The 21,921-nt window shown below is 74.0% G+C and carries 22 protein-coding genes and 1 pseudogene; 5 read left to right on the top strand and 18 right to left on the bottom strand.

All coding sequences use genetic code 11. The annotated features are described in order from the left end of the window. Positions 1 to 155: 155 nt before the first annotated feature. Positions 156 to 911 (bottom strand): annotated as a pseudogene (locus tag CXR04_RS21690) (NAD(P)H-dependent oxidoreductase); the annotation flags it as partial. 298 nt (positions 912 to 1,209) lie between these two features. Continuing rightward, a complete protein-coding gene (locus tag CXR04_RS21685) occupies positions 1,210 to 1,710 on the bottom strand; it encodes an ATP-binding protein (protein WP_101423985.1) in 501 nt (166 codons plus the stop codon). A gap of 426 nt (positions 1,711 to 2,136) precedes the next feature. Here CXR04_RS21685 and CXR04_RS21680 point away from each other — a divergent pair, with 426 nt between their 5' ends. Together CXR04_RS21680 and CXR04_RS21675 are read left to right on the top strand one after the other, a co-directional pair. After that, complete coding sequence (locus CXR04_RS21680) at positions 2,137 to 2,442, top strand: helix-turn-helix transcriptional regulator (protein ID WP_199850503.1); 306 nt, start codon at positions 2,137 to 2,139, stop codon at positions 2,440 to 2,442. Continuing rightward, on the top strand, positions 2,439 to 3,020 hold the full coding sequence (locus CXR04_RS21675; protein ID WP_101423983.1) for a hypothetical protein: 582 nt from the start codon (positions 2,439 to 2,441) through the stop codon (positions 3,018 to 3,020). The genes CXR04_RS21680 and CXR04_RS21675 overlap by 4 nt, the downstream gene beginning before the upstream one ends. 86 nt (positions 3,021 to 3,106) lie before the next feature. On the opposite strand, the gene CXR04_RS21670 is transcribed toward CXR04_RS21675, so the two are convergent. Next, positions 3,107 to 3,514, bottom strand: a complete 408-nt coding sequence (locus tag CXR04_RS21670) for an STAS domain-containing protein (RefSeq protein ID WP_101423982.1) — start codon at positions 3,512 to 3,514, stop codon at positions 3,107 to 3,109. Positions 3,515 to 3,832: 318 nt separating this feature from the next. On the opposite strand from CXR04_RS21670, the gene CXR04_RS21665 reads away from it, so the two are divergent. Beyond that, positions 3,833 to 4,408 carry a sigma-70 family RNA polymerase sigma factor gene (locus CXR04_RS21665; RefSeq protein ID WP_101423981.1) on the top strand — a complete coding sequence of 192 codons (576 nt, stop codon included), beginning with the start codon at positions 3,833 to 3,835 and terminating at the stop codon, positions 4,406 to 4,408. Further along, positions 4,405 to 5,586, top strand: a complete 1,182-nt coding sequence (locus CXR04_RS21660) for a zf-HC2 domain-containing protein (RefSeq protein WP_101423980.1) — start codon at positions 4,405 to 4,407, stop codon at positions 5,584 to 5,586. Before CXR04_RS21665 ends, CXR04_RS21660 begins: the two co-directional genes overlap by 4 nt. Positions 5,587 to 5,696: 110 nt before the next feature. Here the strand turns inward: CXR04_RS21660 and purU are convergent, their stop codons facing one another. The 4 genes from purU to CXR04_RS21640 all read right to left on the bottom strand — a co-directional run bounded on the left by purU (position 5,697) and on the right by CXR04_RS21640 (position 10,267). Then, positions 5,697 to 6,545, bottom strand: a complete 849-nt coding sequence (purU, locus tag CXR04_RS21655) for a formyltetrahydrofolate deformylase (RefSeq protein ID WP_101423979.1) — start codon at positions 6,543 to 6,545, stop codon at positions 5,697 to 5,699. Positions 6,546 to 6,566: 21 nt separating this feature from the next. Then, complete coding sequence (locus CXR04_RS21650) at positions 6,567 to 7,004, bottom strand: SCO4402 family protein (protein WP_234380391.1); 438 nt, start codon at positions 7,002 to 7,004, stop codon at positions 6,567 to 6,569. 89 nt (positions 7,005 to 7,093) lie between these two features. Further along, the gene (locus CXR04_RS21645; RefSeq protein ID WP_101423977.1) at positions 7,094 to 8,665 is read right to left on the bottom strand and encodes a hypothetical protein; all 1,572 of its coding nucleotides are present in this window, start codon (positions 8,663 to 8,665) and stop codon (positions 7,094 to 7,096) included. Positions 8,666 to 8,704: 39 nt separating this feature from the next. Then, positions 8,705 to 10,267 carry a transcriptional regulator gene (locus tag CXR04_RS21640; RefSeq protein ID WP_234380390.1) on the bottom strand — a complete coding sequence of 521 codons (1,563 nt, stop codon included), beginning with the start codon at positions 10,265 to 10,267 and terminating at the stop codon, positions 8,705 to 8,707. A gap of 193 nt (positions 10,268 to 10,460) precedes the next feature. Between CXR04_RS21640 and CXR04_RS21635 the strand changes: the two genes are divergently transcribed. Continuing rightward, positions 10,461 to 11,156 carry a bifunctional DNA primase/polymerase gene (locus CXR04_RS21635; protein ID WP_101423975.1) on the top strand — a complete coding sequence of 232 codons (696 nt, stop codon included), beginning with the start codon at positions 10,461 to 10,463 and terminating at the stop codon, positions 11,154 to 11,156. Positions 11,157 to 11,253: 97 nt separating this feature from the next. On the opposite strand, the gene CXR04_RS21630 is transcribed toward CXR04_RS21635, so the two are convergent. From CXR04_RS21630 to CXR04_RS21580, 11 genes are all read right to left on the bottom strand, one after another. After that, entirely contained in the window at positions 11,254 to 11,670 is a 417-nt protein-coding gene (locus tag CXR04_RS21630) for a hypothetical protein (RefSeq protein WP_101423974.1), read from the bottom strand. Between the two features lie 134 nt (positions 11,671 to 11,804). Further along, entirely contained in the window at positions 11,805 to 14,849 is a 3,045-nt protein-coding gene (locus CXR04_RS21625) for a LysM peptidoglycan-binding domain-containing protein (protein WP_101423973.1), read from the bottom strand. Between the two features lie 335 nt (positions 14,850 to 15,184). Continuing rightward, the gene (locus CXR04_RS21620; RefSeq protein ID WP_101423972.1) at positions 15,185 to 15,553 is read right to left on the bottom strand and encodes an SH3 domain-containing protein; all 369 of its coding nucleotides are present in this window, start codon (positions 15,551 to 15,553) and stop codon (positions 15,185 to 15,187) included. 201 nt (positions 15,554 to 15,754) lie between these two features. Then, entirely contained in the window at positions 15,755 to 16,249 is a 495-nt protein-coding gene (locus CXR04_RS21615) for a TadE/TadG family type IV pilus assembly protein (RefSeq protein ID WP_101423971.1), read from the bottom strand. Further along, positions 16,246 to 16,641 carry a TadE family protein gene (locus CXR04_RS21610; protein WP_101426515.1) on the bottom strand — a complete coding sequence of 132 codons (396 nt, stop codon included), beginning with the start codon at positions 16,639 to 16,641 and terminating at the stop codon, positions 16,246 to 16,248. Before CXR04_RS21610 ends, CXR04_RS21615 begins: the two co-directional genes overlap by 4 nt. Before the next feature lie 112 nt (positions 16,642 to 16,753). After that, the gene (locus tag CXR04_RS21605) at positions 16,754 to 17,257 is read right to left on the bottom strand and encodes a TadE family protein (protein ID WP_101423970.1); all 504 of its coding nucleotides are present in this window, start codon (positions 17,255 to 17,257) and stop codon (positions 16,754 to 16,756) included. A gap of 30 nt (positions 17,258 to 17,287) precedes the next feature. Further along, complete coding sequence (locus tag CXR04_RS21600; protein ID WP_027770593.1) at positions 17,288 to 17,536, bottom strand: hypothetical protein; 249 nt, start codon at positions 17,534 to 17,536, stop codon at positions 17,288 to 17,290. Between the two features lie 38 nt (positions 17,537 to 17,574). After that, positions 17,575 to 18,516 (bottom strand): type II secretion system F family protein, encoded by a 942-nt coding sequence (locus CXR04_RS21595; RefSeq protein ID WP_101423969.1) that lies wholly within the window; start codon positions 18,514 to 18,516, stop codon positions 17,575 to 17,577. After that, positions 18,516 to 19,436, bottom strand: a complete 921-nt coding sequence (locus CXR04_RS21590; protein WP_101423968.1) for a type II secretion system F family protein — start codon at positions 19,434 to 19,436, stop codon at positions 18,516 to 18,518. The genes CXR04_RS21595 and CXR04_RS21590 overlap by 1 nt, the downstream gene beginning before the upstream one ends. A 6-nt stretch (positions 19,437 to 19,442) precedes the next feature. Then, positions 19,443 to 20,759, bottom strand: a complete 1,317-nt coding sequence (locus CXR04_RS21585) for a CpaF family protein (RefSeq protein WP_101423967.1) — start codon at positions 20,757 to 20,759, stop codon at positions 19,443 to 19,445. Then, positions 20,756 to 21,904, bottom strand: a complete 1,149-nt coding sequence (locus CXR04_RS21580; protein ID WP_101423966.1) for a hypothetical protein — start codon at positions 21,902 to 21,904, stop codon at positions 20,756 to 20,758. The genes CXR04_RS21585 and CXR04_RS21580 overlap by 4 nt, the downstream gene beginning before the upstream one ends. Positions 21,905 to 21,921: the final 17 nt, after the last annotated feature.

The following is a 21,921-nucleotide window of genomic DNA, read 5'->3' as shown; positions in this document are numbered from 1 at the left end:
AGAGCCGCGTTCGCTTCTGCGCCGGCTGCCTGAGCCGCGTCGGCGCCGGCCGCCTGCTGCGGCGGCGGCGCGGGTTTGCCGGAGGGGCGGCCTGCCCTGGGGTGGGTGTGCGGGGAAGTGGGGGGATTTGCCGGGGTGTTGGGCGGCTGCTTGCGGTGGATGGTCAAGCCGGCTTCGCCCGGCGCCAGTTCCGGGCTCAGGCTCAGCTCCTCGTCGTAGTCCCCACTCCGCTCCGGGCGGTACGGCAGTGGCGTGGTCGTCCACAGGCCCCGCAGCCGGTCCGCCAGTTCCGACGCCGCCTGCGGGTACGCCTCCCGCGTCAGGCGGTCCGCACCGTAGACGACGAACGGCGGCAGCGGTGCCATCCCGGTGTAGAAGAACGTGCCGTGGTGCAGCGGCCACAGCACCTCGTCGATGTGTCCGTGGATGCCCCGCGGGCCGAAGCTCGCCTCGCGTGCGCCGACGGACGTGACCACCAGTGCGCGCCTCCCCGCCAGGCCCCCGTCCCCGTACCGCCGCGTTCTCCCCTCCGCGTCCTTCACCTTCGACGCCAGCCCCTGCACCAGCACCCGGTCGAACCACCCCTTCAGGATCGCCGGCGGTCCGAACCACCACAGCGGGAAGTGCACGACCAGCGCGTCCGCCCACGCCAGCTTCTCGTGCTCGGCCGCGATGTCGGGGCTCACCGTCCCCGCGCGCCAGGCGTCCTCCTGGGCGTCGCCGACCAGGAGGCGGTCCGCGTCACCGCCCGCGTAGTCGTCCGCGTCCAGGACGGCCTTGAAGCCCATGGCGTACAGATCGCTCTGTCGGACCTCGTGCCCCGCGGCGCGCAGCGCGCGGATGCCGTCGTCGCGTAGTGCGGCGTTGAGGGAGCGGTGTTCGGGGTGGGCGAAGAGCCAGAGGACGTTCATGCTTCGAGCTTCGCGCCGCTACGGGCCGGGGACGAGAGCCGTATCGCCATCATTCGCAAGAATCGCGCCACCCGCGCGAGAGAGGGTCGAGTGGCGGCGCGCCCGTGCAACCCCGAGCCCTGCACGGCGAACCGCCACCCGGCACCGGCGGATGGGGATTTACGCCGGATGCGCGACCCGCCTTCGCCAAGGGCGTCCGACCGGCCGGCAACCCTCGGCGTCCCCTCACGACGAATCGCTGCCCACCAGGGTGATCAGGCCCGTACGACTCGTCAACACCTGTTCCGCACCGGAGGTGTCACGTGCTGTTCGTGCCGGCGCGTGCGTGTTCGTGTGCGCCCGCGAAGAGCGCGCCGTCCGCGCCGTCCGCGCGCTCCCCCGGCGGCGGGGCAAAGGCGCAGGCGCGGTCGATCTCGCACCAAATGACCTTGCCGAATCCTTCCGCCTGCCAGCCCCAGCGGTCGGCGATGGCGTCGACCAGCTCCAGCCCCCGGCCGTGCGTCTCGTACTCCTGCGCGCGCCGCTGCCGCGGCGGGGCGGCGCAGGTGTCGACGACCTCCACCCGGTACGGGCCGCAGTCCGCGGCCGACGCGGGGAGGGCGAGGCGCAGCTCGGCGGGGCGGTCGGTGTGGACGACGGCGTTGGTGACCAGCTCGGAGACGAGCATCACCAGCGACTCGGCGTACGGCTCGTCGGCCGTCACCCCGGTCCACGCCAGCCGCGCCCGCGTCCACCGCCTGGCCCGGCCGACCTCGACCGGGTCGGGCCATACCTTGAGCTGTACCTGCAGGGTCTGCACCGCTCACACCATCCTCGGGATCACGCTGCGTGATCTCTCTGCCGTCCAGGATGATTGACGTAGCGTCACGACAACAAGCGCTTCGGGCATATTCCAGCGCGAAAGAGTGCGCGTGCGGCATACTGTGCGACGCTCACACACGACGGTCGAACGCCGGTCTGGCGTCGACCACTCATGCTGCTGTGACCTTGCACGAGTCCGGCAATTCCGCACCGCCCCGGCCACCGATTCGCGGGCCGCGGGTCCGTGCCGCCGCATGACAACTCGCACCCGATGAAGGGTAGTGGAGTCGGGGCCGACTTCGTTGCGTAACGGCAGAGTTCCCCCAAGCGTGTTGGGGCTCTGCCCAGTTTCGGCACTCTCCGTAGTCGAATCGCCGGACCTTCCCCCTTGCGCCGGCGACCCTCGATGTATAACTTCTTATACATGAGCGAGCAGGTCCACAACAGACTGGCGGTGATCCGCGCAGAGCGGAGCGTGTCGCGGAAGCAGTTGGCCGAGGCGGTGGGCGCGCACTACCAGACGATCGGGCACATCGAGCGCGGGCAGTACAACCCGAGCCTCGACCTCGCTCTGCGCATAGCGGAGTACTTCGAACTGCCGGTGGAAGTGCTGTTCGCCCTCCGGCCGTTCCGCCCGCTCAGCCACGAGCTGTACGGGGTGGAGAGGACACACGGGAACCACGGCAGGGACGACCACGAGCACGGCAGCGCAGACAGGGGAGCACGATGACCCAGCCCACGACCGAGCGCCCCCACGGGGACGCGAAGCAGGCCACGACGTACGACCGCGCCATGTTCCGGGTCATGAACGACCCCGCCGGGCGCCCGGTGTTCGCCACCGCCGGACGGCGCCGCGCCGCCGTGGGGGCGCACGTGGCGCTCACGGGCGCGACCCTGACGTGCGTCACCCTGCTCTACGCCCTCGACGACGCCTGGCTCATCGCGCCGTTGGCAGTCCTGCTGCCGCTCTGGATGGTCGCCACCGGCGTCCTGAACGGCGGCACGCGCGGCCTGCTTGAGCTGCGTACGCGGATGCTGGACGAGCGGCAGCTCGCCGACCGCGACCGGGCCGGGGCCGTGGCGCACCGGGCGGCGACGGCGCTGCTGGCCGTGGCGGCAGGGGTGTTCGTGCTCGCCGAGGCGGTGGGCGCGGACGGGCTGCCGGGGGTGCCCGCGGTGTGGGTCCTGGTGTACGCGGTGGCGGTGGTGTGGCTGATGCCGCTGTGGGTCGCCGGGCTCCAGGCGCGCGACGAGCCCGCGGAGGAGGCCGAGTTCGAGGAAGGGGGGGACGTGAAGGGGGAAATGTGAAGGGGTGAGACGTGAGGCGTGAGGGTGACGGCCGGCCCTGGCGGGCGGTACGGGCCCTCAGGGGCGCGTACGCCCCGCTCCCCCGGCTACGCCGACAGCGGCTCCGCCGTGCCGCTCGTCGCGTCGTCCACGTCCGCGTACACCGCGAACAGCCGCCGCACGCCCAGCGCCGCGAACACCCGGTTCACATGCGCCCCGCCGGAGACCGTGGTTCCCGGGACGCCCCCGGACGCGCCCACCCCGCCGTCCGCCGGCAGGATCAGGCGGAACTCGCCGCCGCAGGAACTCAGCAGCCGGCGGGCGGCGATGAGCACGCCGACGCCGCTGGAGTCGCAGAAGCGGACCGCGGAGAGGTCGAGGACGAGGCGGCGGCGGCCCTCGGCGACGGCGTCGTGCACGTGCTGCCGCACGCGGGGCGAGGTGACCAGGTCCAGCTCACCGCAGACCCACAGGACGTACCAGTCGCCTCGGTTGTCGGTGGTCACCTGCAGCAAAGACACCCGGTCGCTGTCCTTCCCTCGCCCGTCAGCCTGTCGTGCCCGCTCGCCTGCCCGTTTCGCTCATCCGCAATCTGCTGTGTTGCACGTGTCACCTGCTGTGCCCACAACACACAAGATGAAACACCGACCCTATGCGCAATCGCCCCAGACGTCCCCCGCATTCCGGTCAGCACTGGATAACCGTTGGCAATTCGTTGCCTTCTGTCGCGCGTCATGCGGTACGGATAACGCTCCTGGGGCGTACGCCCCCACTCTCCGGCGCTACATTCGTTGGCACCGGTAACCAGGGGGCGGGCGACGGATGGGGGGCGCATGGCGCACGGCACCGGACCGCACGGCACCGGACAGGGCGCCGTCCCGCCGCGCTGGAACCGCAAGATGCAGCAGCGGCTCGCGCGCGGCGAGGCCGCGGCGCTGAGCGAGCTGTACGACCGCTTCGCGCCTCTCGTCTACGGCCTCGCGCAGCGCGTGCTGGAGAACGAGGAGGAGGCGAACGGCGTGCTGGCCGAGGTGTTCTCGTACGTCTGGCAGCACCCTGACGCGTACGACCCGAAGCGCGGCCAACTGCGCTCCTTCCTGGCAGGTCTTGCGCACAAGCACGCCGTCCGGCGGCTGCGCTGGGCGGTGATCCAGGCGGGTGCGGCCGGGGAGATCGAGGACAGCGAGGAGCGCATCCGCGCCGTCTCCGCCGCCGCCCGCGCCGACTACATCGTCACGTCCATGCCGGAACCGCAGCGCGCCGCGCTGGAGCTGGCGTACTTCAAGCGCCGCGACTACCGCCAGACGGCCGAGGAACTCGGCGTCTCGCCCGACGAGGCCCGCCGCCGGCTGCGCTTCGGGCTGCAGATGCTCGCCACCGCGCACACCGAGGCCGGGCGGCCTTCATGATCATGGGCCCTTACGACCACGGCCGGCTGAAGTCCCTGCTCGGCGCGTGGGCGCTGGCGGCCTGCGCGCCCGAGGAGACCGCCGCCGTAGAGGCGCACTTGACCGACTGCGCGCCCTGCGCGGACGAAGCGCTCCGGCTGCGCGATGCCGTGCGCCTCCTGCACCCGCACGACAACCTCGACATGGACCCCGCGCTGCGCAGCCGGGTGCTGGAGCTGTGCCTGACGCGGCGGATGCCGGGGATCCCGATGCCGGCCTGGTCCGTGCCGTACGACGCCGAGGCGGCCCGGCTCGACGCGCTGCTGGCCGACATGAACGAGGCGGACTGGGGCGCTCCGGTTCAGCTCGCCTGGTACGACGACGACCGTCCCGCGGTCCGCGAGACGTCGGTGGCCGGTGTCATCGGCCATCTCCTGGCCGTGGACGGCCTGCTGGCCCTCGCGCTCGGCCTCCCCGACCCGCTGGCGGCGGACGCGCCCGCCGCCGGGACCCACCCGCGCACGGTCGCCTCCCCCGCCGAGCGCACCGAGGCGCTGTGGCGGGTGGCCGGCTCGTCGTACGCGGAACAGCAGTCGCTCGCCCGGGAGTTCCGGCGCAAGCACGCGAGCAAGATGCGCGGCGAGTGGCGGGGCCAGACGTACAAGCTCATACGGACCGCGGGGTTCGCCGGCAGCGGCGTCGCCGACGTGCAGGTGCCGTACGGCGGCGGGGCGGCGCTGCCGCTGCGCGACGCCTTCCTGGACCGGGCCTTCGAGTGCTGGATGCACGCCTGGGACATCGCGGAGGCCGTGGACTACCCGTACGTGCCGCCGACGCCCGAGCACATGCACCTGATGATCGACCTGGCGGCGCGGCTGCTGCCGCAGACGCTGGCCGACCGGCGCCGCTCGGGGCGCGCGGCGCCGCCGCGGACGCTGGTGGCCGCGGGGACGCCGGGGCGCACGCTGCACCTGGAGATCGAGGGCAAGGGCGGCGGGAACTGGTACCTCCCGCTGGACTCGCCGGCGGCGGTCGCGGGTCCTGAGCGGGCGGTGGCCCATGTGGCGCTGGAGGGCCTGGAGTTCTGCCGGCTGGCGGCGGGGCACGTATCGCCCGCCGAGGCGGCGGTGGGGCGCGACGGGGAGCGCGAGGCGGTGGAGGACTTCCTGTACGCGACGGCGTCGCTGTCGCGGCTGTAGCGGGCCGCGGGGGCGTGCAGGGCTTCGCGGGCGCCTGGGGCGGCCTGCGGGCGCGTACGGCGCCTTCAGGGGCGTACGGGACCGCGGACCGTACCGCGGGCGCGCAGGAGCTACGCGAAGACCACCGTGCGCGTGCCGTTCAGCAGCACCCGGTGCTCGCTGTGCCACTTCACCGCCCGTGCCAGTGCCTGGCACTCCACGTCCCGGCCGACCGCCACCAACTGCTCCGGCGTCACCTCGTGCCCGACCCGCTCGACTTCCTGCTCGATGATCGGGCCCTCGTCCAGGTCCGCCGTCACGTAGTGCGCGGTGGCGCCGATCAGCTTGACCCCGCGCGCGTGCGCCTGGTGGTACGGCTTGGCGCCCTTGAAGCTCGGCAGGAAGGAGTGGTGGATGTTGATGATCCGCCCCTCCAGCTGCTTGCAGAGGTCGTCGGAGATCACCTGCATGTAGCGCGCGAGCACCACCAGCTCGACGTCCTCGGCCCGGACCAGCTCCAGCAGCTTCTGCTCCGCCTCCGCCTTGGTGTCCTTGGTGACCGGCAGATGGTGGAAGGGGATGCCGTAGGAGCCGACCAGCTCCCCGAAGTCGGTGTGGTTGGAGACCACGGCCGCGATCTCCACCGGCAGCGCGCCGATGCGGGCGCGGAACAGCAGGTCGTTCAGGCAGTGCCCGAACTTGCTGACCATGAGCAGCACCCGCATCTTGGTGCCCTGCTCGTGGATCTGCCATTCCATCGCCCACGACTCCGCCACCGCCGCGAAGCTGGCCCGCAGCTTGTCGACGTGCGCCTGCGGCTCGGCGGAGAAGTGCACCCGCATGAAGAACAGGCCGGTGGTGGGGTCGCCGTACTGCTGGCTGTCCTCGATGTTGCAGTCCGTCATGAAGAGATAACTGGAGACTGCGTGCACGATGCCCTTTTTGTCCGGGCAGGACAGCGTCAGTACGTACTCGCTCATGGGCCTACGATCCCACACCCGTCAGGCGGCGCCCGTCATGATCGCCAGCACTTCGAGGGAGCGCGGCGGGGCGTCCGGGTCGTCACCGTCGGCCTCCGCGAGCCGCACGTGCGCCTCGCGCGCCGCGCGCACGGCCTCGGGCCACGCGTGGTTCGCCATGTACGCGGAGACCGGCGAGTCCGCGCCGACCTGGTGCATGATCCGCAGCACCCGCAGCACGGCGACGTCGACGAGCGCGGCCTCGCGGGAGTCGCGGAAGATCGTCCCGACGTACTTCTCCGCCGACCAGTTGTCCAGCCAGGTGTCCTCGACGAGGCGGTAGACGGCGTCGGTGACGTCCCCGTACCCCGCCGTCCCCGCCGCCCAGTACTCCCGCTGAAAATCCGGGTCGGAGAGCATGTGCAGCGCGGAGCGCACATTGGCGCGCCAGCGCCACCACGGCATGTCGTTGATGGGCATGGGCACCATGGTGGAGTAACGGCGGTCGCGGCGGGAAGCCCTTTCACCGACGGGACCGCCGGCGTCTTCTCCGGTGCCGTTCGCGGGGCTCACAGTTGCGTCGCCTGGCGCTGCGTGAGGCCGTACTCGTCCGCGATCGGGTTCCAGAGCCCGGCCGCCTCTTCCTTGGCGGTGGTGGCCTCGCCGCTGGCGCTGTTGCCCGCCGACAGGTGGTTCCCGCCGCCGCCGCAGCCCTTGCCGCGCTTGGCGGCGTCGGCCCAGGCGGCGTAGTGGTCGTCGGCGGAGGCGCTGGCGTTCCAGGCGTCGGTGAGCGAGCGCGTCAGGTCCTCGTACGACGGGAGCTTGTCGACGCTCAGGTCCGAGAGCCGGGCGACGAGGTCGCGGCGCTGGCCCGCCGCGTCGCGCAGGTCCTTGGCGGCCTTGCCGAGCGCCTTGCACTCGCGGATGTTCGCGACCGAGCCGATCACCGCGTCGCGGCTGTCGTTGCTCTCGGCGAGCAGCGCGTCCAGTTCCTCGGCCTGGGCCTTGGCGGGGTCGTCCTTGACCGGCTTCTCGCCGCCGTCGTCCTTGCCCCCGTCGTCCTTGCCGCCCGGGTCCTGGTCGGCGCTGGCGCTCGGGGTGGCGCCGCTGGCGCTGTCGCCGCCGCCGTCGCCGCTGCTGAGGAGCCAGCCCGCGGTGATGCCGACGGCGGCGCAGGCGGCGGTGCCGATGGCGATGGCGGCCCAGCGGGGGATGCCGCCGCGGCGGTCGTCGTCCTCGTCGTAGTAGCGGCCGCCGCCGCCCGGGCCGCCGCCGTTGCCGTACGGGCCGGGGGGCGGTCCCGCGGGGTGGGCGCCGGGCTGCTGGGCGCCGTACGGGGGCCGGGGACCGCCCGCGGGGGCACCGCCGGGACGGACCGGGGGGAGCCGCTGCGTGGCGCCTGCGTCGGCGCCGGGGGCGCCGGGTCCGCCGGGGCCCTCGCGGAACAGGCCCTCGAACTGCGTGTGCACCGGCGCCGCGTGGCGGCGCGAGCGCGGGGAGTCCTCGTCGAGGCCCGGCGGCGCGAACGGCGGCTGCGCCGGGGGCTGCGCGGGCGGGCCGCCGGGGTGCGGGGGCGGCTCGGCCGCGGGCGGGTCGTAGGCGCCGGGCTGGGGGGCGTCGTACGACCCCGGGAGCGAGGGGATGAGCTGGGTGGCGTCGGAGTCGTCCCCGGGTCTCTGCTGCGATGCGGCGGCGATCGGGGGTATGAGCTGGGTCGCGGCCGCGTCGTCGGCGACGCCCGGCGGCGGACCCGCGGGCGGCTGCTGCGGAGGGCCGCCGTACGGCGGCTGGGGCGCGGCGCCGGGGCGGCCCGTGGCGGCGGCGGCCTCCGGGCCGCCGAGGGCGCCGGGGCCCGCGGGGGCGCCCGGCGCGCCCGCCGCTCCCGGGGAGGCCGGGAGCGGCCAGGGCTGCTGGTCGGCCGGCGGGGCGGCCGGCGGCCGCGGGCGCTCCGGGCGGTTGCCGAGGTGACGTATCTGCTGCGTCGACTCGTCCTCGGTCTCGGCGGCTGCCGCGGCCGGGGACGGGTCCTGGGCCCACCACGGCTCGCCGCCCGGGGGCGGCCCGGCGCCGTCCGACGCGGGGGGCACCGCTCCCGCGCGCTCCTCGCGCCGGGGCTCGCTGCCGTGTCCGTCGTGGGTCAACGGGACTCCTCATGGGTACGGACTCTGACCGTCCGGACACTACCTGCTCGGTGCCGCGGTGAGCCAAGAGCCCAGCCCATGGCACCGGGCGGTGAACTCCCGCACCGCCGGCTCGGCCTCGTACGGCTCCAGGCTCCGTGCCAGCCGCGCCAGTTCGGCCGCCGCCCTGCCGGAGGCCAGCCCGTCGAGCAGCCGCAGCGCCCGCGCACCCGTACGGCATGCCTGCGCGGGCTCCCGCCGCCCGCTCTGCGCCCGGGCCAGCGCGACGAGCGCCAGGCAGCGCAGCCGCGTGGAGGACTCCGGCAGCCCGGCGAGCGCCTCCTCCGCGCGCCGCTGCGCGGCCTCGTAGCGGCCGAGTTCGAGCAGGGCGCAGGCCAGCTCGTAGGCGAGGGCGGGGCGGCCGAAGCGGGCCAGCCAGGCGGGTTCACGCCCGCGCGCCGGTTCGTGCCCGCGCGCCGGGTCGCGCGCGGGATCCCGTACGCCGCCCGCCGCGCTGGTCGCGCCCGCCGCCGCGGCCGTGCTCGCGGCACCCGGCGCGCTTCCCGCGCCGGCGCCGCCCGCCGCGCCCGCCGCGCCCGGCGCGCGCGCTCCGCCCGACTCGGCCTGCTCCATCGCCGCCCGCGCCCGTCCCGCCGCCTCCCGGAACGCCGCCTCGTCGCCCAGCCCCGCCGCGCCCCGCGCCTCGGCGGCGCTGAACAGCGCCTCGGCGCGCGGCGGCACGCGGTCGCGGGTGCCCTCGCGTGCCGTACGGGCCAACTGCACCACTTCCCTGTGGTTGCCCAGCGCCGCGGCCAGCCGGCTCATGCCGGCGGCCAGGACGTAGCCGCCGAAGGCGCGGTCGCCCGCGGCGTCGGCGAGGCGCAGGGCCTGGACGTAGTAACGCTGGGCGACGCCCGGCAGGCCGGTGTCGGCGGCCATGCCGCCGGCCAGCTCGGTCATCCGGGCTGCGGCGGCGAGGAGTTCGCGGCCGGTGGCGTCGTCGTAGCGGCCGGCGAGCAGGCCGGAGACGACGGAGTTGAGGTAGTGCACCGTCACCGGCCGGTAGTGGCCGCTGCCGTACCGGCGGTCGAGGGTGGCGAGGGTGGCGGTGGTCTCCCGTACGGCGGTCACGTCGGTACGGGTCACGGCCCGGCCCGAGGTACGGGCCAGCGGCGGGCCGGGCGCGCTGATCAGCCAGTCGCGGCTGGGCTCGACGAGCGCGGAGGCCACGGGGGTCGCGCGGGTCAGCACCTCGCGCCGGCCCACGTCGGCGCGCCACAGCTCGCAGACCTGCTCGACGGCGGCGGTGACGGTCGGGGCGTAGATCAGCCCCAGGGCGGTGCCGGAGTGCCGGGAGTCGGCCATGCCGACCTCGTCCAGGGTGACCGCGCGGCCGAGCTTGCGGCCCAGCGCCTCGGCGATCATCGCGGGCGCCTGGCCGCGGGGGCGCTGACCGCGCAGCCAGCGGGCCACGGAGGTCTTGTCGTAGCGCAGGTCGAGGCCGTGTTCCCGGCCGCACATGTTGACGCGGCGGGCCAGCCCCGCGTTGGAGCAGGCTGCCTCTTCGATCACCACCTGAAGTCGTACGTTCGGCGTGCGTGCCTCGATTGGCCTGGCGGCCATGGGTAGTCCTCCCTCAGGGGGCCGTGCGCGGCCGGTTCCTGGCAGAACCGACAGGACGATCATTTCCCGCGAAATAACCGGAAAACGCCATGCTCCCCACCCGCGCATCCGTGCGCCCCGCTGCCGGAACGTTGCTTCGGGAGAACCCGCGGAGGGCCCGTAACCCCTGCTCACGGCTGGAGTTGAGCCGTCCGTGAAGGAGACCCCGGGAACAGAGGCGACGCACGTACCCCGACAAGAGAACCCGCGCGAGCAGAGCGAAGAACTGCTGTCCGCAGCGCTGCAGTACGCGGAGGACCGGCACTGGGACGTGGTGCCGGGCACATGGATGGAGACCGACGACGGGGCCGGCGCACCGCGCTGCTCCTGCGGCGACACGGCGTGCCACGCGCCGGGCGCGCACCCCGCGCGGCGCGACTGGAAGGCAGCCGCAACGGCCAGCGCCACCACCCTGCGCCGCATGTGGTCGAAGCACCCGCGGGCGGCCGTACTGCTGCCCACCGGGCGGGCGTTCGACGTGGTGGACGTGGCGGAGAGCGCAGGATGCCTGGCGCTGGCCCGGCTGGAACGGGAGCGCACGGAACTGGGCCCGGTGGCGGCGACGCCGGACCGGCGGATGTACTTCTTCGTCCTCCCGGGCGCCACCCCGAAGGTGATCGACGGCCTGCACGCGCTGGGTTACGCCTCGTCGGCGGCCCTGGACCTGGCGGTACGCGCCGAGGGCGACTGGGCGGCGGCGCCGCCGACGCGGTTCGCGACGAGCGGTCCTGTGCAGTGGATCCGGCGGCCGACGGTGTCGAACGCGTACCTGCCGGACGTGGCGGAGTTGATCAGCACGCTGGCGTACGCCTGCGGCCGCGAGCGCGTAGGCGCACGCCGGAGCGCGTAGCGCGCCGGGGCGAGGGGGGAACGGCCGGGCGGCCCCGTACCAGACCCGAGGTCGTGCCGGCCGCCGGGCGTACTCCTCCCGCGCGCTCCGAGGAGGACTACGACCTGGCGATCTCCTGCCGGAGCTGGCGGGTGAAGCGGCGCAGGAGGTCCAGCGTCTCTCGGAACTCGGCCCGGCGGTCGTCCCTGCCTTCGGTGGGCCGGGTACTCCACACCCGACGCGCCAGAGCATCGGCGAGATCGACGGTGTCGCCGGCGCAGAGCAGGTAGAGAGCCGAGCGTGCTTCCTGCATCCGGTTCGCCAATTCGTTGGCTCCGGGGCCGTCGTCACTCAACCGTGCTTCCTTCAGGTAGTCCAGTAGCTGAACCACGGCCGTGTTGAAGCCGATCCCGGCCTTGAGCTTCTGTTCGCGGAGCCACATGCGGTCCTGTCGGCGAGCGGTGAACCACGAACCGAACACCACCCCGATAAGGCCGATAGCGGCCCCCATGCCCACGGTCAGGATGTTCTCCACGGTCAGCTCCCCCCAACATCAGCGGCGCCAGGCTACAGAGGCCCTCGGAGGCACCGCACTCGATAAGCGCGCTCGCGTGCCATGGGCAAACCGTCGTCCTGCTCCTGACCGGCCCCGCCGCGCGCGGGCCGTGGTCAGCTCGCCGCGCCCGCCGTCCCGGCCCGGGTGCGCCAGGCCGGGAGGAGTTCGTCCAGCAGGGCTTCCGTGCGGGGCGGCAGGCCGCGGGCGCCGTGGAGGGCCGCGGAGCGGTCCAGGAGGTCGGAGGCGGTGGCCTCCAGGCGCGCGGTTTCGCCGGTGGCGTGGACCGCGCGGAGGAGTTCGTTCCACAGGCGCTCGTCCGCCGGGGCGACGACCAGCGCCGCCTGCACCGCCGCCACCGCGCCGTCCGCCTGCCCCGACTCGCGGCGCAGCGCGGACAGCGCCAGCCCCGCGTCGGCGACGAGCAGCGGCAGTTGGGCCTCCACGATCTCGTTCGACAGCCAGCCGTACCGCCCCTGCGGCCGGTCCGCGAGCAGCGGGCCCGCGGCCAGCGCCAGCGCGTCGTTCAGCAGCCGCTCGCGCGTCTGCGGGCTCGACTGCCGCGTGGGGTCGGTCGCTTCGAGGTGCAGCGTGCGCAGCACGTCCCAGTCGGAGACGACCGACGTGGACAGCGCCAGCCGCCCGTCCGCGTCCGGCGCGAGCCGCGCCGCGCCCGAGGGATCCCGGCCCAGCCAGGTGACCAGCCGCTCCACGAAGGCGTCGCGCACGTCGTCCGTCACGCCGCGGGGCCACAGCGCCGCCGCGAGCACCTGCGGGTGCACGCCCTCGCGGTGGAACAGCAGCAGCGCCAGCGCCTCCCGCAGCAGCGGGCTGCGCTCGCCGTCCGGCTCGGCCAGGCCCATGATCTCGTACGAGCCGAGCAGCCGCGCGTACACCGCGGGCCGCCCCTGCTCCGACAGGTCCACGGTGAAGCCGACCTCGCCCGCCGCGCGCGTGACCGAGATCCCGCGCCCTTCCGTGCCGCTGGTCGCCGCCCCCTCGACCTCCACCTGCGAGAACAGCTCGACCAGCGCCTCGTGCTGCTCCTGCGGCAGCCGCTGCGCGTCCAGCTCCAGGCCCAGCAGCGGGGCGCGCAGCCGGCCGTCGCGGGTGATCTCGAACTCCCAGGATGCGCCGGCCAGTTCCTCCTGGCCGGTACCGACGAGGTAGCCGATGCCCAGGCGCGAGGAGCCGCCCGCGAGGTGCGCGAGCCGGTCGGCCTCGGCGGCGGTGGGCTCGGTGGCGACGATGACGAGGTGCGGCGCCCACTGGGTCCGGCCCGCCTGCCCGGCGCGGCCGGTGAGCACGCTGTCGTGGCCGGCGTTGCCCAGCGCGTTGGCGCGCTGCGCGGACTCGGCCTCCATGACCTCGATGAGCGCCGGCAGGTCCTCCAGGTAGCGCACGCGCGTCGGCGCCAGCTCCGTCAGCCGCTCGCCGAAGCCGACGACGGTCACCGACATCCGGTCCGACCACCCGTTCGTGGCCAGCTCCGCGGCGATCGACGACAGCACCGCGAGCCGGTCCGCGGGCGCGCCCTTGACGGCGGCGATGCCGGGGACGGCCTCCAGGTTGAGCAGCAGCCGGGCCTCCTCGCGGGTGCCGAGGCTGGCGAGGCCGGGGTACGGGGCCGCCGCGTCGTCGGCCTCGTCGGGCTGCGGGTAGCTCTCGATGTCGGCGCGGTCGATGCGCCAGAACGTCTGGTCCTGCCCGGTACGCCACGGGGCGGGCGGCTCGCCGGCCACGCCCGCGAGTTGCAGGTACAGGTCGGCGTCGGTCAGCCACGCCGCGTAGATCGTGGGCAGCGGGCGGGCGGCCTCGGTGAGCGAGGCGGACAGCCCGCGCAGCGCGCGGTCGAGGAACCGGACGCCGCCGGGGTCGGCGCCCACGAGCAGCGCGTCGCGGGCGAGCGCGGCGCGCCCGGTGGGCTCCGCGCCCGTACGGCCCGCGCCGCCGGACTGGAACGCCGCCTGCCACAGCGCCTGCCGGCGCCGCCGGCTGAGCGCGCCGAGAACGCCGGCGGCGAGCAGCGGCGCGGCGATGAGCACCTCCGGCAGGCCGATGCCGCCGCCGTCGCTCTGCACCTCGGGTGCCGCCTGGTCGCCGCGGTCCGCGCCGGCGTCGCCGCCGTCGCTCTCGCGGGTCGGGATCTGCTGGACCGACTGCTCGCCGCCGCGGTCGCCGGAGTCGCGGTCGACGGCGGGGGTGTCGGGCACGAGGCGCTCACCGCGGCCGGAGGTGGCCTGCCGGTCGTCGCCGCCCGAACCGCGCTCGTCGAGCGTGGGGCTGGACCTGTCGTACTCGTTGATCTGCTCGGCCTCGGACTGGGACACCTCGTTGCGCTCGTCGGGCATCTCGACGAGGTCGCCGCCGTGCGCGTCCGCGGGCATCTCCATGATCCAGCCGGGGCGGATCAGGCTGGCCTGGCTGAGCTTGGAGCCGTCGGGCTGGATGCGGTCCTTGTTGAGCTGGTAGATCTCGCCGTAGCGGCGGCCGTCGCCGAGGTGCCGTTCCGCTATCTCCCACAGCGAGTCGTGGTGGCGGCCCTCGGGCGGCTGGATGCGGTAGAACTTCGTGTCCCGCTCGGCCTGTTCGCGGGTGTCCTTCTGCACCTCGCCGCCGGCGCCCTGGCCGCGCGGGGTGTCGACGTCCACGGCGGGCCTGGCGGTGTCGACCTGCTGGCCCGGGGTCTGCTGGGCGGCGGCGACCGGCGGCGGCTTGTGCTGGTCGAGCTGCTGGCCGAGCTGGGAGAGCCCGGGCGCGAAGCTGGCGGCGCCGGCGGTGAGCAGCAGCACGGCGGCGACGAGCTGGCGGGCGAGCGCCTGGCTGGCGCCGGAGCCCGGCACCCGGCCCGGCATGCCCATCCCGGAGACGGCGGCCTTGGCCTCGACGAGCACGCAGGCGGCGAACTGCGCCCAGGCCAGCCAGACGACGACCGCGAAGACCTTCAGGAAGACGTCGGCGGTGACGTCCTCGTTGAGCATGCTGAGGGAGGGGGCGGAGTCGGGCAGCGGCCAGCCGATGAAGTAGGCGAGCGCGCCCGGCACGCCGACGACGAGGACGACGAGCGCGACGAAGGCGAAGAACGCCCTGACGACGTCGCCGAAGGTCCTGCGCCGGATGCGTACCGGTACCGGAGTCCTGTTCGCACTGCTGCGTGCCATCGCTGGTCCTGAGCCCTCCCGGTAGCCGCGGCGCGGACCGCGGCCCCCTGATGCGCGCGCTGCGCGCGCCGGCCGCTGGGCGGCGTCCCCGTACTTGCCCACCTGACGTTACCGAAGGCCGATTTGAGGGTCGAGCCCAGACAGGTGACTGCATCGTCACGACCTCGTCACCGCGGCCGTGCAGCGTACGGCGCCGTGCCACCCTCGGCCCGCCCCGGGCCGCCCTCCGAGCCCCCGCCCCGCCCCTGGGCCCGCGCGCGGCAAGGCCGCCGGTACCGCCCCGCGTTCGGCGGTGCGGCCCGGCGGCCTGCGGTACGGGCAGCGCCCGCGGGCGGTCAGCAGAACGGGATGTGGTCCACGTTCTTGACCCAGCGCGCGGAGATGAAGCCGTTGTGGGAGCCGATCTTGTACCAGAGGGAGTTGCCGAACACGTCCTGGCCCTCGACCTTGCAGTCGATCCAGACGATCTCGCCGCGCGGGATGAACCCCTTCTCGTGCGAGGCGGTGGTGGGCTGCGAGCGGATCAGGACGCCGGGCTTGGCGATCACCACGCCGCGCTGCGAGACGTTCCAGTCGTCTTCCCAGGTCTTCATGGCGGGCGCGTGGCCCGCCGTCGTGGTCGCCGCCACCGGGGCGGCGCCCAGCAGTCCCAGCGCCATGGCTCCCGTGGCGAGCGCGACGGCGGTCTTCTTTCTCTTCAGCACAGATGCCCCTTGACAGTCGATCGGAGTGAGGCGGTCGCCTCGTTCCGGTTTGTATGACTATCTGACCGATGTCCGGGACCTAGCTCGCCGAAGAGGGCCCATTTCCCCCGATTGGCAGGACGGCCTCCCGCGTACGGCCCATCCCCCGCCGTGGCGCCTGCCGCCGGCCGGGTGTCTCCCCCCGCTCCGGACGGGCGCCGCTTACGGCTCGCCGACCTCCGTGCGGGGCTCGGCGCGGGCACTGCCGGTGGCCTCCAGGGGGCCGCTGAGGGCCAGGCCCGTCAGCAGCGGGCGGTAACTGAGGACGATCTCGACCTCGACGTGGTCGGCCGCCGCGCTCGTACACTTCGCGGACTCGACGTCGCCGTTGTGGACCGTCACGTGCGACATGAACTCCCGCACCCGGTTGTCGCAGTTCTCGGACCGGATCGGCGCCTCCAGTTCCGTCTGTCCCTCGTACAGTGCTTCCTTGTCGGTGTCCTGCGCCGCGTACCGCGCCGCCTGCTCCGCGATGTCCGCCGCCCGCTCGCGCTGCGAGATCGCCAGCCCGCCGTCGACCACGAACGCCGCCAGCGCCATGAACAGGAACGCGAAGATGATGACCGCGCCCGCGCCCGAGCCCCGGTCGTCCAGCTTCCGCACCCGCCCGGCCAGGCCCGCGCGCAGGTGCGCGGCCAGGACACGTACCCGCGTCATGCCGCCCTCCGGTACGGGTCGAGCGGCGCGGACGACGTGCCCGTCATCCGCGGGTCGATGTCCAGGCCCAGCATCCCCAGGCCCTTCACCTCGCAGGTCACCTCCACGGTGATGATGTTGCTGGCGGCGCCCGGCTCGGGCGGTGAGAAGTCCCCCGACAGGTCCACGTCCACCGGGCCCTTGCACACGTCGCCCTCCAACTGCGACTCCGCAGCCCGCTGCGCGGCCCGCTGCGCCTCGCCCACGGTGCGCTGCAGGGACGCGGCCCGTACCGCGTCGCGCGCCGCGCCGTCGACCCCGCCGCGGCCGTCGACCAACTGGCCGAAGGCGACGAGGACGAGGATGAACAGGAACATCACCGGGGCGAGGATCACCACCTCGATCGTCGTCACCCCCCGGTCGGACCCGAGGTCCCGGCGCTCCCCCGGCTCCCGGGCCCCGTGCTCCCCCCGGTCGCCGCGCGCCTTCCCCGCCGCGCTCACAGCCATGCGTCCCCGTCCCCCGTCATCCCAGATCCGGTACGAACCGCTCGATCGGCCCCTCCGACTCCGCCCGCGCCTTGAGGTCGATGAACGGGAAGACGTTGACCACGCCGCCCTCCACCGCCACCCCGACCCGGTCGTCCGCGGCCTCGTACACCCGGATGTCCGGGCTGGTGAGCAGCTTCGGGCCGACCGTGTTCAGCCGCTCCCGCGCCGCCTGCTGGGCCAGGCCCTGCCAGCCGCCCGGGTTCGACTCGGCCGTCCTGCGCGCCTCGCGCGCCCCGTGCTGCGCGGTCGCCTGCGCGACGTGGTCCGCGAAGAAGTACAGCCCGAACTGCACGGTGGCGAAGATCATGAAGTACAGCACCGGGGTGAGCAGCACGAACTCGACCGCGGACATGCCGCGGTCGCCCCCGCGTGCGCCGTGCCGCCCGCTCCCCGGCCCCGTGTCACCGCCGCCGCCGTCGCCGCGGCAGGCGTCCAGCCTGCGCCGCAGCCACGCCGGTGCCTGTGCCGTTGTCGCCATGATCGTCAGCCCGCCCCGTCAGCCGGCGGCTCAGCAGCCGTCAGCGCCGGCGTTGCTGATGCAGTCCTTGACGTCGTTCGCGCCGTCGGACAGCGCCTGGTTGATGATGACCGCGACCGCGCTGACGATCGCGACCACGATGGCGGAGATGATCACCCACTCCACGGCGGAGGCGCCGCGGTCCAGTTCGCCCGAGCGGGCGCGCTCCACGCGGCCGCGCAGGAAGGTGACCAGGAAGTCGATGGCCGGATGTCCGGTGCTGGTGAAGCGGTTCTTCATGACGTCGGTACGTCCTCTCTGCGTAGTGGGGGGATGACTCAGACCTGCAACACGCGGATCGCCGCGGGATAGACCAGGAAGACCAGGAACCCGGCGCACAGCAGTAGTTGTGCGACGAGCATGGACTGCGACTTCTCGCCTGCCGCCCCCTCGATTTCGGCAAGCTCGCGGTGCCTCATGGTCTCCGCCCTGGCCGCCAGCGACTCGCGCACCTTCGCGCCGTCGTCGGAGACCAGCGCCAGCGACGCCGACAGGTCCTTCAGCTCTTCGATCCCCAGCTCGTCGCCGAGATTGCCCAGCGCCTGCCACTGGCTGGTGCCGGTGATGCGGGCGTCGGCAAGTGCGTTGCGTACCCTGCGCAGGGCCCAGCCGTCGCTGATGTCGGCCGCGGCCATCAGGGCCTCGGGCAGGCCGCGGCCGCCCGCCAGGTTCATCGCCACCAGGTCCAGGTACGCGCCCACCACGCGGCGCAGGTCCTTGCGCTTGTCGGCGGCGTCCCTGCGTACCTCCAGGTCGGGCAGGAGGAAGAAGAGCAGGGCGGCGACCAGCGCGAGCCAGACCGGGATGACGGGGTTCAGGCCGAAGCCGGCCACCGAGATCAGCGCGTACACGCCGGGGCCGAAGACCAGCCCCACCGCGGACAGCAGCACCTTCGTCGCCAGGAAGCTCTCCCAGGAACGGTCCAGCACCGCCAGGTCGGAGCGGAGCGAACGCTGCTCCCAGCCCTGCCGCAGATAGAACTCGGCGGCCCGCTCCCCGACCTGCGCGCGCAGCCCGCCGAAGCGCCCCTCCTCCTGCTGCGGCGAGGAGGTCGCCGTCCGGCCGGAGCCGCGGGCCCGCAGCGCGTCGACCCGCGCGACCGTCGCGACCGCGCCGCGGCGGCCGGGCGCGATGGCCCGTACGAGCAGATAGATGCCCAGGCCCATCACCGCGCCGATGACGACGGAGTACGTCAGCGTGTCCGCACCCTGGAACTCCATCAGGAGACCTCCTCACGCGGCCGGACGAAGGCGACCTGCTGCGGCTGCTGCTTCGCGCCGGCCAGGAAGCGCTCCGGCGTCTCGATCGTCGACAGCTTGCGCAGCCACCAGAAGCCGGCCGCGAACAGCCCGCAGACGCAGGCCAGGACCGCCTGGCCGACGGGCGAGCCGTACGGCTCGACGAAGCCGCGGTTGAAGACCGACAGGCCGAGCACGAACGCCACCGAGACGCTGACGACGATCTGCACGCTGCGCCGCGTCGAGGCGCGCTGCGCCATCACGCGCTGGCGCATGTCCACTTCCTCGCGCGCCGACTTCGCCAGCGCTCCCAGCACCTCGCGCAGACCGGGGCCGCGCAGCCGGGCGTTGAGGATCAGGGCGGCGATGATCAGGTCCGCGGAGGCGTCGTCGAGGTCGTCGGCGAGGTGCTGCAGGGCGTCCGGCAGGGGGGTACGGGACCGCAACCGGTCGACCATCGCGTCCAGATGCGGCCGCAGCGCGGGCGCCGCGGCCCTGGCGGACGCCGGAATGGCCTGCTCCAGGCCGACCGCGCCGGCGATCGTGTCGCGCAGCGACTCCGTCCACTGGGCCAGCGCCTCGACCCGCTTCATCGCCATCCGCTCGGCCGCCGCGCCGCCGAAGAGCTTGTCCCAGAACGCCACCAGCACGCCCGTCGCCAGACCCGCGACCGGCCAGCGGGTGAGCAGCAGCACCAGCAGCCCGGCGACCGCCGCGAGCGTCGCCCGCTGGCTGGCGAACCGCACCAGGTCCGCGGCCCGTTCGCCCTGCTCCTCCTTCTCGTGCTGCGGCTTCGCCGGCAGCCCGCGGAGCGCGACGATGAGCAGCGCGATGCCGCCGCCGATCACCGCGCCGGCGAGCAGCCCGTAGCCCATGGTGGCGGAGAAGACCGATCCGTTCATCTGCCGCTACCTCCAATCCCCGCTGGGCTGGTAACCGAACGGAATCAGCTCGTCGATGCAGTGGATCGGCGCGTGCGGGTGCAGCAGGCCGTCGGGGCCCTCCTTGAAGACCTCCGACGACATCACGCGGCCGTCCACGCCGTTGACCTCGCGCACGGAGGTGACCGAGCGCTGGAGGCCGCCGCCCTGGTGGTAGAGGTTGCGCCGCTCGACGAAGACGACGAAGTCGATGGCGCCGGCGACCAGCATCTGGCTGGCCTCCACCGGCAGCCGCTCGCTGGCCTGGAGGGCGTACGTCGAGATGCGGTTGAACACCTCGGAGGAGCTGTTGGCGTGGATCGTGGACAGCGAGCCGTCGTTGCCCTGCGACATCGCGTTGAGCATGGTGACGATCTCGTCGCCGAGCACCTCGCCGACGATGACCCGGGACGGGTTCATACGCAGCGACCGGCGGACCAGCTCGGCCATCGTGATGGCGCCGTGGCCCTCGGAGTTGGGCAGCCGCTCCTCGAACGCGACCACGTTGGGGTGCAGTTCGGGGAACTGGTCCAGGCCCAGCTCCAGCGCGCGCTCGACGGTCACCAGGCGCTCGACGGCGGGGATCTCGTTGGCCAGCGCGCGCAGCAGCGTCGTCTTCCCGGCGTTGGTGGCGCCGGCGATCATGATGTTCTTACGGGCCCGCACGGCGCTGGTCAGGAAGGCGCCCAGCTCCGGGGAGATCGTCGCGTTGCCGATGAGGTCCGGCAGGAACACCTTGCCGAGACGGGCGCGGCGGATGGACAGCGCCGGGCGGCGGGTGACGTCCATGACCGCCGAGAGCCGGGAGCCGTCGGGCAGGCGCAGGTCGAGCTGCGGGTTGGCCGAGTCGAAGGGGCGGGAGGACAGACCGGAGTAGGCGCCGAGTATCTGGATCAGCTCGACGAGCTCCTCGTCGCTCTCCGCCACCGGGTCGGTCTTGACCTCGCGCCCGTCGGCGTAGCCGACGAAGACGTGGTCGAAACCGTTGATGTCGATGTTCTCGACCTCGGGGTCGTCCAGCAGCGGCTGCAGCCGGCCGACGCCGAAGAGGGCGGCGTGCACGGCCGCGGCGTACGCCTCCTCGGTCTCGGCGTCGAGGGGCGTACGGCCGTAGTTGATCTCGGCGCGGGCGTAGTCCTCCAGGATCTGCGCGATGACGGCGCGGGCGAAGTGCCGCTCGTCCTCGGCGGACATGGGGGTGACGCCGGCGAGCTGGTCCTCGTGGCGCTGCCGGGCGATGCGGTCGCCGGCTTCCTGGCGGAAGCGTTTGACGAGGCCGTGGTCTACTGCGGGTCCGCTGCTCATCTGGCGGCTCCATGGCGGGGGCCGGGGCCCTGCGCGGGGCCGGGGCCGGGGGTGGCGCCGGGGGCGCCGTAGGCGGGGTGCTGGCCGGGGGCGGCGGACTGGCCGGGCTGGACCGGCTGACCGGGCGCTCCGGGCTGACCGGGGGCGGCGGGCTGACCGGGCTGGCCCGGGGCCTGGGGCTGCTGGGGGTGGGGCTGCTGGGCGTGGGGCTGCTGGGCGTGCTGCGGGGCCGGGTGGCCGGGCTGCTGCGGGGCGCCCTGGCCCGTAGCGCCGCCGCCGTACGGTGCCTGCGGGGCCCCGCCGCCGTACGGCGCCTGCGGTGCGCCCGCGGACGCCGGCTCGGCCAGCAGCGAGCTGCCGAAGTGCTGGTGCAGATCGCTGGCGACCTTGCGGATGGACCGGACGAGCATCGACTTCTCCGTGCGCCCGCGCCGCCGCCCCGCCAACTGCTCGGCGCCCGCGACGTCGTCCGCGATCACCCCGAGCACGCGGGCGCCCGACTGCGACGCCGTGAGCATGTCGTTGACCTGCGCGGCGACCTTCGCGGCGCCGGACGGCTCGGTGACCAGCAGCACGCCGATCAGCGGCGTGCCCAGCGCCGCGGCGCCGCGCTGCGTGCCGTGCAGCCTGGCGGACAGGGACGACGCCCGGTCCCGTACCCGCGCGATCTGCTCGGGCAGCGCGCGGGCCACCAGCAGCACCAGCGCGGCGTGCGAGAACAGCTCCAGGGTGCCGGAGTCCACGCCGACGCGGCCGCAGTCCGCGATCACGTCCGCGCCGCCGTGCGGCGACTCGGCGAGCGCGGCGAACGCGCGGCCCAGCGTGGGCCAGAGCCGGGTGAGTCCTGCGGACTGGTCGGAGTTGCCGAGGCCGACGATGACGTCGAGCCCGCCGGATATCGGCTGCGCGTGGTCCCACAACTGCTCCGCGGCGATCCCGCGGCGGGCGGTGGCGGCCAGCGACAGCATGCCCGTGTTCGGGTCGAGTGAGTTGCCGTTCTGCCCGACCGAGCGGTAGACGAGGTCGCCGCCCGCCGGGTCCGCCTCGGCGAGCAGCGCACGCCGGGGCCAGACGGCGGCCAGCGCGACGGCGGTCGTCGTCACGCCGGGCGCGCCCTTGTCGGCCGCGACTGCGATCAGCGCCATGGTGAGTTCCCTCGCTC

Origin of the sequence: Streptomyces sp. CMB-StM0423 (assembly GCF_002847285.1) — a bacterium.
GTDB lineage: Bacteria > Actinomycetota > Actinomycetes > Streptomycetales > Streptomycetaceae > Streptomyces.
Note: the sequence above shows the minus strand (reverse complement) of the source record. Positions and strands in the feature narration are given on the sequence as shown.

Coding starts and splice junctions, on each gene's coding strand:
- CXR04_RS21680 (WP_199850503.1), top strand. CDS start 2,137: ATGAGCGAGCAGGTCCACAACAGACTGGCGGTGATCCGCGCAGAGCGG.
- CXR04_RS21675 (WP_101423983.1), top strand. CDS start 2,439: ATGACCCAGCCCACGACCGAGCGCCCCCACGGGGACGCGAAGCAGGCC.
- CXR04_RS21665 (WP_101423981.1), top strand. CDS start 3,833: ATGGCGCACGGCACCGGACCGCACGGCACCGGACAGGGCGCCGTCCCG.
- CXR04_RS21660 (WP_101423980.1), top strand. CDS start 4,405: ATGATCATGGGCCCTTACGACCACGGCCGGCTGAAGTCCCTGCTCGGC.
- purU (WP_101423979.1), bottom strand. CDS start 6,545: ATGAGCGAGTACGTACTGACGCTGTCCTGCCCGGACAAAAAGGGCATC.
- CXR04_RS21650 (WP_234380391.1), bottom strand. CDS start 7,004: ATGCCCATCAACGACATGCCGTGGTGGCGCTGGCGCGCCAATGTGCGC.
- CXR04_RS21640 (WP_234380390.1), bottom strand. CDS start 10,267: ATGGCCGCCAGGCCAATCGAGGCACGCACGCCGAACGTACGACTTCAG.
- CXR04_RS21625 (WP_101423973.1), bottom strand. CDS start 14,849: ATGGCACGCAGCAGTGCGAACAGGACTCCGGTACCGGTACGCATCCGG.
- CXR04_RS21615 (WP_101423971.1), bottom strand. CDS start 16,249: ATGACGCGGGTACGTGTCCTGGCCGCGCACCTGCGCGCGGGCCTGGCC.
- CXR04_RS21605 (WP_101423970.1), bottom strand. CDS start 17,257: ATGGCGACAACGGCACAGGCACCGGCGTGGCTGCGGCGCAGGCTGGAC.
- CXR04_RS21600 (WP_027770593.1), bottom strand. CDS start 17,536: ATGAAGAACCGCTTCACCAGCACCGGACATCCGGCCATCGACTTCCTG.
- CXR04_RS21595 (WP_101423969.1), bottom strand. CDS start 18,516: ATGGAGTTCCAGGGTGCGGACACGCTGACGTACTCCGTCGTCATCGGC.
- CXR04_RS21590 (WP_101423968.1), bottom strand. CDS start 19,436: ATGAACGGATCGGTCTTCTCCGCCACCATGGGCTACGGGCTGCTCGCC.
- CXR04_RS21585 (WP_101423967.1), bottom strand. CDS start 20,759: ATGAGCAGCGGACCCGCAGTAGACCACGGCCTCGTCAAACGCTTCCGC.
- CXR04_RS21580 (WP_101423966.1), bottom strand. CDS start 21,904: ATGGCGCTGATCGCAGTCGCGGCCGACAAGGGCGCGCCCGGCGTGACG.